We start from the raw sequence: 12,753 nt of genomic DNA, 5'->3' as shown, positions 1-12,753 counted from the left end.
GGTTCGGGAGCGGTCACGGGGTCACGACCCGTGAGAGGTAGCGGGCGACGGCGCGCACCGCCGTCATCGTCGTGGGGTAGTCCATCCGGGTGGGGCCGAGGACGCCGAGGAAAGCCACGGCGTCCTGCGGGCTCGCCCCACCGTAGGGCGAGGCGACGACGGACGTCTCGCTCAGCCCGGCGTAGCGCGTCTCGGTCCCGATGCGGACCGCGACGTCGCTGTGCTCGCGGCCGGGGCCGCCGCCCTGCTCGGCGGCCATCTCCGCGAGCAGGCGCATGAGTACGACCTGCTCCTCGATGGCCTCGAGCACCGGGGAGATGGTGCGGGAGAAGTCGAACCCGGCGCGGGCCAGGTGGGCCGTGCCCGCCATCACGATCCGGTCCTCGACCTCCTCCGTCAGCGTCTCGCCCACCACGGCGGCGACGGCGTGCACGAGCGCCGCCAGCGCGGGCGGGACGTCGTCGGCGATGCCCTCGAGCGCCGGCCGCAGGGCCGGCATCCGCAGACCCGCGGCGGCCACGTTGATCCGCGCCCGCAGGTCCGCGACGACGACCTCGTCCAGGTCGCCGACGCCGGCGGGGACCTCGAGCATGCGCTGCTCGACCCGGCCGGTGTCGGAGATGAGCACGATCAGCACCCGGGTCGGAGCGACCAGGACGAGCTCGACGTGGCGCAGCCCGGAGCGCCGCAGCGACGGGTACTGCACGACGGCGACCTGCTGCGTCAGCTGCGACAGCAGCCGGACCGTGCGGTTGACCGCGTCGTCGAGGTCCACCGACTCGGCGAGGAAGGACTCGATCGCGCGGCGCTCGGGACCGGTGAGCGGCTTGAGCGTCGCGAGGTGGTCGACGAACAGCCGGTACCCGGAGTCGGTCGGGATGCGCCCGGCAGAGGTGTGGGGCTGCGTGATGTACCCCGCCTCCTCGAGCGCCGCCATGTCGTTGCGGATCGTCGCGGGCGAGACGCCCAGCGCGTGCCGCTCCACGAGGGTGCGCGACCCGACCGGTTCGCGGGTGGCGACGTAGTCGCTGACGATGGCGCGCAGCACGTCGAGCCGTCGGTCCTCGCTCACGCCGCCTCCTCGTCCGCTCGTCGTGGGTGCGGGCCGGTCCTCGCACTCTCGGGGGTGAGTGCCAATTCTACGCCCCGCCCCCGACACCGGCGGGGTGGCGCCGCGGCGTCGGGCGCAGACGCGGATATCGTGCCCCGGTGCCCCCCACCGACCCCTACGGCCCCGACGTCCTGTCCAGCGACCCCCGCGTGCGCACGGGCTCCCGCAAGGTCGCGCGCGAGGAGGCCGCCGCCGTCGGGCTGGTGGTCGAGGACGTCCAGAGCGGGTACGTCGGCGCGGTGCTGCGCGTCGAGCGCACGAACGGGGGCGACGTCGTCGTGCTCGAGGACCGGCGCGGCGCGCGGCGGTCCTTCCCGCTGGGTCCGGGCTTCTGGGTCGACGGCGATCCGGTCGTCCTCGTGCGTCCCGCCCGCCGGGCGGCCCCGGCGGTGACGGCGCGGACCGCGTCGGGGTCGCGCGCCGTCGTCGGCGCTCGCGCCCGGGTGGCCCGCGCGTCGCGCATCTGGGTGGAGGGCAGGCACGACGCCGAGCTGGTGGAGAAGGTCTGGGGCGACGACCTGCGCATCGAGGGCATCGTGGTGGAGCTGCTCGAGGGCGCCGACCACCTGGTGGAGGTGCTGGAGACGTTCGCCCCCGCTCCCACGCGGCGCGCCGGGGTGCTGCTGGACCACCTCGTGGCCGGGTCGAAGGAGCGACGCCTCGCCGACGACGCGCTGCGCGCCCTCGGACGGCGGTCCGAGCACGTGCTGATCCTGGGGCACCCCTACGTCGACGTGTGGCAGGCCGTCCGCCCGCAGCGCGTCGGGCTGACGGCGTGGCCGCACGTGCCGCGCGGCACCGACATCAAGACCGGTACCCTCGCCGCGCTCGGGCTGCCGCACGCGACGCAGGCCGACGTCGCGCGCGGGTGGGCCAAGATCCTCGGTCGGGTGCGTGACTACAAGGACCTCGACCCGGCCCTGCTGGGCCGGGTCGAGGAGCTCGTCGACTTCGTCACGCTGCCCGAGGGCTGAGCGGGCTCCGAGGCCGGGTCAGGCGGGCACGACCTCGCCGCGGAAGCCCGTGTACAGCGCGGCCAGGGCGAGCGAGACGATCGGCACGGCGGCGAGGAGTCCGACGCCGCACGCGAGCGTGCCCGCCACCACCAGCCCGAGGGAGATGAGCATCAGGAGCAGGACCTGGCCGAGGTTCGCCCCGACCGTCCGGGCGGACGCCGCGAGGGCCGCGGCGAACCCCTGGTCGGAGTCCGCGAGGTGGTGCGGCACGAACAGGACCAGCACCCACCCCACGAGCGCCGCGAGTCCGAGGACGAGTCCGCCGCCGGCGCTCGGTAGCAGCTCGGGCAGCACCGAGAGCGCGACGGCGACACCGACGTAGGCCGCCCAGCCGCGGGGCAGCGCGAAGAACTCCGAGAACCGCAGGCTGCCGGTGCGGACCGCCCGCAGGGACCCGATCGCCAGCAGGAGCGCGCTCGCACCCGTGACGACGGCGGTGACGAGCGCGACGATCAGCGTGCCGGTGTAGCTCAGCCCGTCCTCCCGGAAACCGGCCTCGGTCAGGTCGCCGTAGGGTCCCTCGAGACCGGCGGCGGCGAGCACCGAGGTGAGGGAGAACTCGAGCGCCACGGAGACGGCGATGAGGATGACGAAGAGGCCGATCATCGGCCCCGCGGCCCGTCCGAACCTCGAGAACGCGAGCGACGTCGCCGCACCGGCGGTGGCGGGTGCCGGGCGGCTGGATCCGCCGTACGGCGCGCCGGGTGGACCGTAGCCGGGCGAGGCGTAGCCGGACGGCCCGTAGCCCGGCGGTGGGCCGTAGGGGTTGCCCCCGCCCCACGGCCCGGCGTCCGTGGGTCCGCCGGAGGAACCCACGTAGCCGCCGCCGTAGCCGGGCGGCGGGGGCGGCGGGGCGGGCCAGCTCCTGACCGGCTCGGCGTCCTGCGGGGCCGGTGAACCCCAGGCCGGGCCCGCAGGACCCGTGCTCCCGTACGACCCGCCGCCCGCCGGTCGGTCGTCGTCGGCGGGCGGCCAGGGCTGGTGGGGGTGCTCATGGCGGCATCGTGTCAGAGCGACGGCGACGCGTGGGGAACCCGTTCAGGCCGGGACGTGCCCGTTCGTCGAGCGGCGGTAGGCGTGGGCCAGGACGAGCGACCCGAGCGGGATGGTGACCAGGGCGCCGGCGAAGCAGACGAACACGCCGGCGAGCGAGACGAGCACCGCGACCGCAGTCACACCGGCGTTGTCCAGCGCGAGTCGGATCGACCCCTTGATCGCGTCGATCGCTCCTGCGCCCCTGTCCACCACGAGGAACACCGCGAACGCCCCGAAGAAGTTCACGATCAGCGTCCCGATCCCCGTGAACGAGAGCAGCCCGGCCGCGAGACCCATGAGCACCACCAGCAGGATGCCCTGACCGGCGTTGCGGAAACGGAAGAAGTCCCCGAACTCGGCCCGACCGGTGTCGGCCACCCGGAGGTAGCCGTGCGTGAGCGCGAGGGTGGACAGGAACGCCGCGACCATCGAGAGGATGCCGACGATGATGACGCCGCCGATGCCGAAGGACGTCGCTGCGGCGAACCCGAGCTCCGTCGTCGCCGCCGAGGACGTCCCCGCGACCGCGCCCGCGATCGCGAACCCGACGCCGGCGATGATGGCGATCCCGACGCCCCAGACGAGAGCCGCTCCGATCATCACGCCCCAGTTAGCGGCGAACCGCGGCCACGCCCAGCTGAATGCGGCGCCGACGTCGCTCGAGCCTGAGCCGCCGGAGCCGTACCCGGGCGGGGGCGGCGGCGGGAAGCCGGCGTCGTGCGGCTGTGGCGCCCCGGAGTACCCGGGAGGCGGCGGGAATCCGCCCTGCTGCGGCGAGGGGTAGGCGCTCGCCGGGGGCGGTGGGGCGCCGTAGGGGCCCGGCTGCGCCGGGGGCGGCGGGGCGCCGTAGGACCCCGGCTCGCGGTCGGGGCTGCTCGGATCGGTCATGACGGAGTCCTTCCACGGGGTGCGGTGCGCGAGCAAGCCAACCGGCGCGCCGGGAGCGGTGTCAAGGGAACCGGCGCGGGCGGGAGGGGCGGATCCGAGGCGGACGGCCCGCCTCAGGTCAGCCGGTGCACCACGGTGTCGGCGAGCAGCCGCCCCCGCCTCGTGAGTGTGATCGTGCCCGGGCGGAACGTCACCAGCTCCTCGGCGATCAGCCCGGCGACGGCGCGCGGGTCGAGCCCCGCCGTCGGGAAACCCTGGGCGAGGCGCGTGCCGAGCATGACGCGCTCCAGCCGCTGCGCCTCGTCGTCGAGGATCTCCCGGCCGTGCGCGGGCGAGTGCCCGGCCGCCAGGCGGTTCGCGTAGGCGCGAGGGTGCTTGACGTTCCACCAGCGCACCCCGCCCACGTGGCTGTGCGCGCCGGGGCCGATCCCCCACCAGTCGTCACCGCGCCAGTAGGCGAGGTTGTGGCGGCACCGGTCCGCCGGCGTGCGCGCCCAGTTGCTGATCTCGTACCAGCCGAGCTCGCGCCCGAGGATCTCGTCGGCGAGCTCGTACTTCGCCGCCTCGTCGTCCCCCGTCGGCGCCGGCAGCTCGCCGCTGCGAACGCGGCGGTGCAGGGCGGTACCCGGCTCGACCGTCAGCGCGTAGGCGGAGACGTGGTCGGGCTCGAGCGCCAGCGCGGCCTCGAGGCTGATACGCCAGTCCGCCAGGCTCTCCCCCGGCGTCCCGTAGATGAGGTCGACCGAGACGGCGAGGCCGGCCTCGCGGGCCCAGCGCACGACGTCGGGCACGCGCCTCGGGTCGTGCGTGCGGTCGAGCGTCGCGAGCACGTGCGGCACCACGGACTGCACGCCGAAGGAGACCCGCGTGAACCCGGCCGCGACGAGGTCGGCCAGGTACCGCGGCGTCACGGAGTCCGGGTTGGCCTCGGTGGTGACCTCCGCCCCGGGCGCGAGACCCCAGGTCTCGCGCACGCCGTCGATCATCGCGGCGAGGTCGGCCGCGGGCAGGAGCGTCGGCGTGCCGCCACCGACGAAGACCGTCGCGACCTCGCGCGCGGACAGACCCGCACGCCGCAGCACGTCCGCCCCCAGCGCGATCTCCGCGAGCGCGCTGCTGGCGTAGGTCGCCTGGCTGGCGCCCTCCCCGAGCTCGGAGGAGGTGTAGGTGTTGAAGTCGCAGTAGCCGCAGCGCACCCGGCAGAACGGGACGTGCAGGTAGACACCGAACGCCCGGTCCGCGGCGCCGTCGCGGACGGAGGTGGGGAGCGCGCCGTCGAGCGGGGCGCTCTCACCCTCGGGGAGCTGTGGACTCACGCGCGCGCCCGTCCGACAGTCCTACTTCTTGGCATCCTTGGCGTCCTTGCCCGAGGAGGCGTCGGAGGAGAGCGCGGCGATGAAGGCCTCCTGCGGCACGTCGACCCGGCCGATCGTCTTCATGCGCTTCTTGCCCTCCTTCTGCTTCTCCAGGAGCTTGCGCTTGCGGGAGATGTCGCCGCCGTAGCACTTGGCGAGCACGTCCTTGCGGATCGCGCGGATGGTCTCGCGCGCGATGATCCGGCTGCCGACCGCGGCCTGGATGGGCACCTCGAACTGCTGGCGCGGGATCAGCTCGCGGAGCTTCCCGGCCATCATCACGCCGTACGCGTAGGCCTTGTCCTTGTGCTGGATGGAGGAGAACGCATCGACGTTCTCGCCCTGCAGCAGGATGTCGACCTTGACGAGGTCGGCCGCCTGGTCGCCGGTGCGCTCGTAGTCGAGTGACGCGTAGCCGCGCGTGCGGGACTTCAGCGCGTCGAAGAAGTCGAAGACGATCTCCGCCATCGGCAGCGTGTAGCGCATCTCCACGCGGTCCTCGGACAGGTAGTCCATGCCCAGCAGCGTGCCGCGGCGGGTCTGGCACAGCTCCATGATCGTGCCCACGAACTCGCTCGGCGTCAGGATCGTGGACCGGACGACCGGCTCGCGCACCTCGCTGATCTTGCCCGCCGGGTACTCGCTCGGGTTGGTCACCTCGTGCTCGGTGCCGTCCTCCATCGTGACCTCGTAGACCACGTTCGGGGCGGTGGAGATGAGGTCGAGGTTGAACTCGCGCTCGAGCCGCTCGCGCACGATCTCGAGGTGCAGCAGGCCGAGGAAGCCGCAGCGGAAGCCGAAGCCGAGCGCCGCGGAGGTCTCGGGCTCGTAGTTGAGCGCGGCGTCGTTCAGCTTGAGCTTGTCCAGGGCGTCGCGCAGCACCGGGTAGTCGCTGCCGTCGATCGGGTACAGCCCCGAGAACACCATCGGCTTGGGGTCCTGGTAGCCGCCGAGGTCGCTCGCCGCCGGCTTCTGGGCGTTCGTGACCGTGTCGCCGACGCGCGACTGCCGCACGTCCTTCACCCCGGTGATGAGGTAGCCGACCTCGCCGACGCCGAGCCCCTTCGTCGGGGTCGGCTCGGGGGCCGAGACCCCGATCTCGAGGAGCTCGTGCGTCGCCTTCGTCGACATCATCGCGATGCGCTCACGCGGGCTGAGGGACCCGTCGACGACGCGGACGTAGGTGACGACGCCGCGGTAGGTGTCGTAGACGGAGTCGAAGATCATCGCGCGGGCCGGAGCATCGGCGTCGCCCACGGGGGCCGGGATGTCGCGGACGATGCGATCGAGGAGGTCCTCGACGCCGACACCCGTCTTGCCCGAGACGCGCAGGCAGTCCTCCGGGTCGCCGCCGATCAGGCCGGCGAGCTCCTCGGCGTACTTCTCGGGCTGCGCGGCCGGCAGGTCGATCTTGTTCAGCACCGGGATGATCGTGAGGTCGTTCTCGAGCGCGAGGTAGAGGTTCGCGAGGGTCTGCGCCTCGATCCCCTGCGCGGCGTCCACCAGCAGCACGGCGCCCTCGCACGCGGCGAGGGAGCGCGAGACCTCGTAGGTGAAGTCGACGTGGCCGGGGGTGTCGATCATGTTGAGGCCGTAGGCGCTCTCGCCCACCTGCCAGGGCATGCGCACGGCCTGGCTCTTGATCGTGATGCCGCGCTCGCGCTCGATGTCCATCCGGTCGAGGTACTGCGCCCGCATCGCGCGCGCCTCCACCACACCCGTGGACTGCAGCATCCGGTCGGCCAGCGTCGACTTGCCGTGGTCGATGTGGGCGATGATGCAGAAGTTGCGCAGCAGGTGCGGGGCGGTCGACGCCGGCGCGATGGTCGCGGCGAGGGAGGCCGAGGGAATGGGCACGAAGACTCCGGAAGAGCTGACGGGGACGCACCATGGTCCCATGCCGCAGCCACCGGACCCGCGCGGCGCCGCCACCGACCTCGACGTGCTCGCCGCGCTGCAGGCCGCGTTCGCCACCACGGTCGACACCGTCGACCCCGACGTGCCCGTCCCCTCGTGCGGCCGCTGGCGCGTCCGGCACCTCGTGGTGCACCTCGCACGCGTGCACCACTGGGCGGCCGGGCAGGCCTCGCGCACGCGCGAGACGCCGCTCGGGCGCGGCCCGTTCGACCTCCCCGTGCTCTACCGCACCTGCGCCGAGGAGCTGCTCACCACGCTGCGCCGTCTCGATCCCGCCGCGCACGCCTGGACCCTGTCCGACGACGGCGTTCCCCGCGAGCAGCAGACCGGCACGGTCGCGTTCTGGCACCGGAGGCAGAAGCTCGAGACGCTCGTGCACCTGTGGGACCTGCGCGCGGCGGCGGGGCTCGCGACCGACGTCGGGCCGCTCGGGGACGCGACGCAGTGGTGGGACGCCGTGCGCGAGGTCGCCGAGGTGATGCACCCGCGGCAGGTGCGGCTCGGGCGGGTCGCGGCACCGCCGGTGGCGCTGGTGCTGCGGCGGGGCGACGGCGGTCCGGAACCGGTGGACGTCGTGCTCGACGGCGGGTCCGCCGTCGCCCCCGCGCCCGCCTCCCCGCGCGTGGTCGTCACGGGGAGGGCGCAGGACCTGGGACTGATGGTGTGGGGACGCGTGCCGACGGCGTCGTCCGCGCTCGCCGTCGCGGGCGAGGGGATGGCCGACGACGACGCGCACGCCGCCCTCGCCGGGCTGGTGGCCGCGGGGCTCACGCCGTGAGCGAACCCGCCTGGCCCGCCGCCGGGCCCCGTGCGAGGGTGGAGCCATGAGCGGGCAGACACCGGGAGCCGGGATCGACTGGGGCGCCATCGGGCGCGGTGGGTCGCGCGCCGTCGGGAAGCCGACGCTCGTGATCGTGGTGGTGGCCGCCGTCGTGATCGCCGCCCTGCTCGCCGCGACGCTGCCGCTGTCCGGCGTGGGCGCCTGGATCGTGCGCGTCGCCGCACTGGCGCTCGCCGTCCCCGTCGTGATGCTCGCCGTCCGCCGTCACCAGGTGCTGCAGCGGCTGCACCGCATGGAGGAGACCGGTGAGCACCCGGACAACGTGGTGCGCACCGTGACGCCCGACGGTCAGCAGCTCGAGGTCATCGTCGGCGGCGCGGAGCAGACCGTGGTGCCGCGGCTCGGCGTCGGCGGCCTGGCGGCGCTGAGCTTCGCCTCGATCGGGAGCGCCGGGATGTCCTTCGGGCTGCTGCTGATCGTGGGGCTCGCCCAGCTCTTCTGAGCCGACCTCCCCGGGGCGGGGTCGGCCTCGCTACGCTCCCCACCATCGGCGGACTGCCGGCGGACCCGGGCGTCGTCATCCGCTCACCGACCCGGGTGGAGGTTCCCATGACGATGCGCCGCACCCCTCTGCTCGTCGCTCTCCTCACCCTCCCGCTCGTCCTGGCCGCGTGCGGCCAGGGCGAGACGCGGGACGAGTCGGGCGAGATCACGACCGGTGGGGACACGGACGTCTTCACGATCGCCGTCGGGGACTGCTTCGACGACGAGGGCGACCTCAGCGGGACGACCGAGGTCAACTCGCTGCCCACGGTCCCCTGCTCGCAGGCGCACGACAACGAGGTGTACGCCGAGTACGTGTTCCCCGACGGCGACTACCCGGGAACCGACGCCGTCGAGACCACCGCCACGCAGGAGTGCCTCGCGCAGTGGAAGACGTTCGTGGGACTGGACTTCGAGGCCTCGGCGCTGGAGGTCTACCCGATCTACCCGACGCAGGGCAGCTGGGAGCAGGCCGACGACCGCGTCGTGAGCTGCGCCATCTGGGACCCGGCCGGTCCCGTCACGGGCACCCTCGAGGGTGCCGCGTACTGACCCCGGGCCGGGCGCTCACGCCTCGAGCGTGAGCGCCACCTCCACGGACTGCTGCGAGCGACCACCGCCGGCGAACACGCCGCGGAGCGGGGTGACGTCGGCGTACTCGCGACCGCGACCGACCACCACGTGCCGGTCGGCGATCTCGCTGCGGTTGGTCGGGTCGTAGGGGTACCACTCGCCGCACCAGAACTCGATCCAGGCGTGGGACTCCCCCACGAACGTCTCGCCGACGACGGCCTCGTGCCCCAGCGGGTGCAGGTAGCCCGAGACGTAGCGCGCCGGGATGCCGAGGCTGCGCAGCGCGCCGATCGCGAGGTGCGCGATGTCCTGGCAGACGCCGGAGCGCTGCTCCCACGCCTGCGCGGCCCGCGTGTGGACGCCGGTGGCGCCGGGGACGTACTGCACGGCGTCGCGGATCGCGTGGCACACCGCGAGCGCGGCCTCCGACGGCGAGCGACCGGCCCCGACGTCGAGCGCGAGGGCGGCCAGGTCGTCCAGGGGTGCCGTGGCCGGCGTCGCCGCGAGGTACTCCGCGAGGCGGTCGACGATCCCCGGCTCCGAGAGCATCGGCCACTCGACCTGCTCGGCCAGCCCGGTGGCGCCCGGATCGGGCCGCGGCGCGAGATCCACGGTGGACTCCGAGACGACCGTGAGCTCGGAGTGCTTGCGCAGCACCTCGAACGCCAGGACCTGCGTGCCCCAGTAGTCGCGGTACTCGTGGCTGAAGCTGCTCGGGCTCGCCGTCAGGCGCGAGGAGAGCACGATCTGCCCGGGCAGCGTGCTCGGGCGCATGCGCGCCTCGTTGTAGGACGCCGACGCGGCGCGCTCGTAGACGAAGCGCGTCGTGTGGACGATGTGCAGTCGGGTCACAGCCGCTCTCCCACCCAGTCGTCGTGCGCCCCGGTCGGGAAGTAGCGCAGCCGCACGGCGTCGCTCGCCGAGGAGCACGCGCGCTGCACCTCCTCCATCTCCGCGGGCAGGTCATCCAGCAGCTGGCCGACCGGGCGGAACTCCAGGCCCGATCGGACGCGGCCCAGGATCCGGACCGCGCTCTCGGTGCTCGTGCGCGCGCTCCCCTCGCCGAGGGAGACGAGGCACTGCTCTGCCTGCCGCAGCGCGTACACGACCGAGCGCGGGAAGAGCGGGTCGAGCAGCAGGAACTCCGCGGCCAGGGCGTCGCTCGCACTGCCGCGGTAGGCCCGCAGGAACGACTCGTACGCGCCGCACGAGCGCAGCAGCGTGGTCCAGCTCGGACCGCTGGAGCCGGCGATCGCGCGCGTGGCGACCAGGCGCGCGGTCATGTCCGCGCGCTCGATGGACCGGCCCAGCACCAGGAACGTCCAGATCTGGTCGCGGCTCGTGGCCGAGTCGGTGATGCCGGCTGCGACCGCCGCCCGCTCGCGCACCCACGCGAAGTACTCGGGCGTGGTTCGCTCCCGGATGGCGCTCGGGAGGTCGTTGCGGGTGGTGTTGAGGCACTCCCACAGCTCGGTCGAGATCGTCTCGCGGGCGCGGCGCGCGTTCTCGCGCGCGGCGTCCAGCACGCCGGCGATCGACCCTGGGCTGACCCGGTCGTAGCCCAGCGTCTGCATCACGTGCGAGGGCGTGACCTCGGCGTCCGACGGCGGGGGTGGCGCCCCCATGACCGCCAGCAGCGACCGGCACGCGAGGTCCTCCGAGACCCACGGGTCCTCGAGGAGGAGCTGCAGGTGGGTGTCGAGGATGCGGGCCGTGTCGTCCGCCCGCTCGACGTAGCGGCCGACCCAGAACAGGGACTCCGCGATCCGGCTCAGCACGTCGTGCTCCCCTCGGTCCTGCGCTGCTGATGCTGCTGCTGGATCTGCTGCTGCTGCTCCTGCTGCGTGCCCGCCGCGACGGCCCGCGCGCCGTCGGGGTGCGCGTCCACCGCCGGCCCCTGCCGCAGCGGGGGCGCGGGCGCCGGTTCACGCGGCGCCTCCGTCTCGCCGCCCCGGCGGGTGCGGTTCATCACCCACGTGTCCTTCGAGCCACCGCCCTGCGAGGAGTTGACGACCAGCTGCCCCTCCTGGAGCGCGACGCGGGTCAGGCCGCCGGGCAGCACCCACACGTCGTCGCCGTCGTTGACCGCGAACGGCCGCAGGTCCACGTGCCGCGGTCGCAGCCGGTCCCCCGCCAGCGTCGGCACGGTCGAGAGCTGCACCACGGGCTGCGCGATCCAGCCGCGCGGGTCCAGGCGCAGCCGGGTGCGGGCCTCGTCGATCTCCGCGCGCGAGGCGGCCGGGCCGATGATGATGCCCTTGCCGCCCGAACCGTCGACCGGCTTGACCACGAGCTCCTCGAGCCGGTCGAGCACCTCCGAGAGCGCGTCGGGCTCCTCGAGCCGCCAGGTGTCGACGTTCGAGATCAGCGGCTCCTCGCCCAGGTAGTACCGGATGAGGTCGGGCACGTAGGTGTACATCAGCTTGTCGTCGGCCACCCCGTTGCCGACGGCGTTCGCGATCGCGACGTTGCCGAGGCGGGCGACACCCAGCAGCCCGGGGCAGCCGAGGAGGGAGTCCTGCCGGAACGCGACCGGGTCGATGAACTCGTCGTCGACCCGCCGGTAGATCACGTCCACGCGGCGGCGGCCCTCCGTGGTGCGCATGTAGACGCGGCCGCCGCTCACGACGAGGTCGCGGCCCTCCACGAGCTCCACACCCATGAGGCGCGCGAGCAGCGAGTGCTCGAAGTAGGCCGAGTTGTACACGCCCGGGGTGAGGACGACGACGACCGGGTCGTCCACGCCGCTGGGGGCCGCCGCGGTCAGGGCCGCCAGGAGGCGGCGCGGGTAGTCGGCGACCGGCTTCACCCGCATGGAGCTGAACAGCTCGGGGAACGTCTGGGCCATCGCCCGGCGGTTGGACAGCACGTAGCTGACGCCGCTCGGGACGCGCACGTTGTCCTCCAGCACGCGCCACCCGCCCTCGCCGTCGCGGATGACGTCGATGCCCGCGACCTGCACGCGCACGCCGTTCGCGGCGACGATGCCCTTGGCCTGGCGGTGGAAGTGGGCGGAGGAGGTGATGAGCGCCCGCGGGATGACGCCGTCGGTCACGACCTTCTGCCGGCCGTAGATGTCGTCGAGCAGCTTCTCCAGCGCCTTGACCCGCTGGGCGACGCCCGGGGCGAGGGTGTCCCACTCCTCCGCGTCGAGGATGCGCGGAACGGGGTCGAGGGGGAACGGGCGCTCCTCACCACCGATGTCGAACGTCACGCCCTGGGCGAGGTAGGAGCGGGCCAGCGCGTCACCGCGTGCCCGGATCTCCTGGGGGCTGAGGCGCGCCATCGCCGCGCGCAGCTGGCCGTACTGGTCGCGCCACGCCGGTCCGTCCGACGACCCCGACCCCTCGGCGGGCGAGGCCTGCGTGAGGCCGGTCATCTCGTCCCACGCGGCGCCGGCGGGGTACCCCTCGAACAGATCGACCATTGTTCGAACCTAGTGCGCCGGGGTAACGGATGGGTAAAACGCGCCGGTGCGTCCCCGTGATCGATCCGACCCACCCCTGACGCGCGTCGTACCCGCGTGGCAGGGTG

The 12,753-nt window shown here is 73.7% G+C and carries 12 protein-coding genes; 4 read left to right on the top strand and 8 right to left on the bottom strand.

Annotated features, from left to right (window positions below):
* Positions 1–13: 13 nt before the first annotated feature.
* Positions 14–1,072, bottom strand: coding sequence for a heat-inducible transcriptional repressor HrcA (hrcA, locus tag QQK22_RS04595; RefSeq protein ID WP_284249749.1), 1,059 nt, complete (start codon positions 1,070–1,072; stop codon positions 14–16).
* Between the two features lie 137 nt (positions 1,073–1,209).
* Between hrcA and QQK22_RS04590 the strand changes: the two genes are divergently transcribed.
* Positions 1,210–2,085: a DUF3097 family protein gene (locus QQK22_RS04590; RefSeq protein WP_284249748.1), complete on the top strand. Its 876-nt coding sequence runs from the start codon at positions 1,210–1,212 to the stop codon at positions 2,083–2,085.
* A gap of 18 nt (positions 2,086–2,103) precedes the next feature.
* On the opposite strand, the gene QQK22_RS04585 is transcribed toward QQK22_RS04590, so the two are convergent.
* The 4 genes from QQK22_RS04585 to lepA all read right to left on the bottom strand — a co-directional run bounded on the left by QQK22_RS04585 (position 2,104) and on the right by lepA (position 7,262).
* On the bottom strand, positions 2,104–2,943 hold the full coding sequence (locus QQK22_RS04585) for a hypothetical protein (protein ID WP_284249746.1): 840 nt from the start codon (positions 2,941–2,943) through the stop codon (positions 2,104–2,106).
* A 222-nt stretch (positions 2,944–3,165) separates the two neighbouring features.
* Entirely contained in the window at positions 3,166–4,050 is an 885-nt protein-coding gene (locus QQK22_RS04580; protein WP_284249744.1) for a hypothetical protein, read from the bottom strand.
* 113 nt (positions 4,051–4,163) lie between these two features.
* A complete protein-coding gene (gene hemW / locus QQK22_RS04575; protein WP_284249742.1) occupies positions 4,164–5,366 on the bottom strand; it encodes a radical SAM family heme chaperone HemW in 1,203 nt (400 codons plus the stop codon).
* 21 nt (positions 5,367–5,387) lie between these two features.
* Positions 5,388–7,262, bottom strand: a complete 1,875-nt coding sequence (gene lepA, locus QQK22_RS04570; protein ID WP_284249739.1) for a translation elongation factor 4 — start codon at positions 7,260–7,262, stop codon at positions 5,388–5,390.
* Between the two features lie 40 nt (positions 7,263–7,302).
* Here lepA and QQK22_RS04565 point away from each other — a divergent pair, with 40 nt between their 5' ends.
* From QQK22_RS04565 to QQK22_RS04555, 3 genes are all read left to right on the top strand, one after another.
* Positions 7,303–8,100 (top strand): maleylpyruvate isomerase family mycothiol-dependent enzyme, encoded by a 798-nt coding sequence (locus tag QQK22_RS04565; RefSeq protein WP_284249737.1) that lies wholly within the window; start codon positions 7,303–7,305, stop codon positions 8,098–8,100.
* A gap of 46 nt (positions 8,101–8,146) precedes the next feature.
* Positions 8,147–8,605 (top strand): hypothetical protein, encoded by a 459-nt coding sequence (locus QQK22_RS04560; RefSeq protein ID WP_284249736.1) that lies wholly within the window; start codon positions 8,147–8,149, stop codon positions 8,603–8,605.
* 107 nt (positions 8,606–8,712) lie between these two features.
* The gene (locus tag QQK22_RS04555) at positions 8,713–9,198 is read left to right on the top strand and encodes a septum formation family protein (protein ID WP_284249734.1); all 486 of its coding nucleotides are present in this window, start codon (positions 8,713–8,715) and stop codon (positions 9,196–9,198) included.
* A 15-nt stretch (positions 9,199–9,213) separates the two neighbouring features.
* Here QQK22_RS04555 and QQK22_RS04550 read toward each other — a convergent pair whose 3' ends face one another.
* From QQK22_RS04550 to QQK22_RS04540, 3 genes are read right to left on the bottom strand one after another with little or no spacing between them, the layout of a single operon-like run.
* Positions 9,214–10,071 carry a transglutaminase family protein gene (locus QQK22_RS04550; RefSeq protein ID WP_284249732.1) on the bottom strand — a complete coding sequence of 286 codons (858 nt, stop codon included), beginning with the start codon at positions 10,069–10,071 and terminating at the stop codon, positions 9,214–9,216.
* The gene (locus QQK22_RS04545; RefSeq protein ID WP_284249730.1) at positions 10,068–10,997 is read right to left on the bottom strand and encodes an alpha-E domain-containing protein; all 930 of its coding nucleotides are present in this window, start codon (positions 10,995–10,997) and stop codon (positions 10,068–10,070) included. Before QQK22_RS04545 ends, QQK22_RS04550 begins: the two co-directional genes overlap by 4 nt.
* A complete protein-coding gene (locus QQK22_RS04540) occupies positions 10,991–12,646 on the bottom strand; it encodes a circularly permuted type 2 ATP-grasp protein (protein WP_284249728.1) in 1,656 nt (551 codons plus the stop codon). Before QQK22_RS04540 ends, QQK22_RS04545 begins: the two co-directional genes overlap by 7 nt.
* Positions 12,647–12,753: the final 107 nt, after the last annotated feature.

This window comes from Litorihabitans aurantiacus, from assembly GCF_030161595.1.
Taxonomy (GTDB): Bacteria; Actinomycetota; Actinomycetes; order Actinomycetales; family Beutenbergiaceae; genus Litorihabitans; species Litorihabitans aurantiacus.
Note: the sequence above shows the minus strand (reverse complement) of the source record. Positions and strands in the feature narration are given on the sequence as shown.

What these genes read in the sequence shown, in the direction of transcription:
- QQK22_RS04580 (WP_284249744.1), bottom strand. Translation starts at nt 4,050, where the DNA reads ATGACCGATCCGAGCAGCCCCGACCGCGAGCCGGGGTCCTACGGCGCC.
- QQK22_RS04565 (WP_284249737.1), top strand. Translation starts at nt 7,303, where the DNA reads ATGCCGCAGCCACCGGACCCGCGCGGCGCCGCCACCGACCTCGACGTG.
- QQK22_RS04560 (WP_284249736.1), top strand. Translation starts at nt 8,147, where the DNA reads ATGAGCGGGCAGACACCGGGAGCCGGGATCGACTGGGGCGCCATCGGG.
- QQK22_RS04555 (WP_284249734.1), top strand. Translation starts at nt 8,713, where the DNA reads ATGACGATGCGCCGCACCCCTCTGCTCGTCGCTCTCCTCACCCTCCCG.
- QQK22_RS04540 (WP_284249728.1), bottom strand. Translation starts at nt 12,646, where the DNA reads ATGGTCGATCTGTTCGAGGGGTACCCCGCCGGCGCCGCGTGGGACGAG.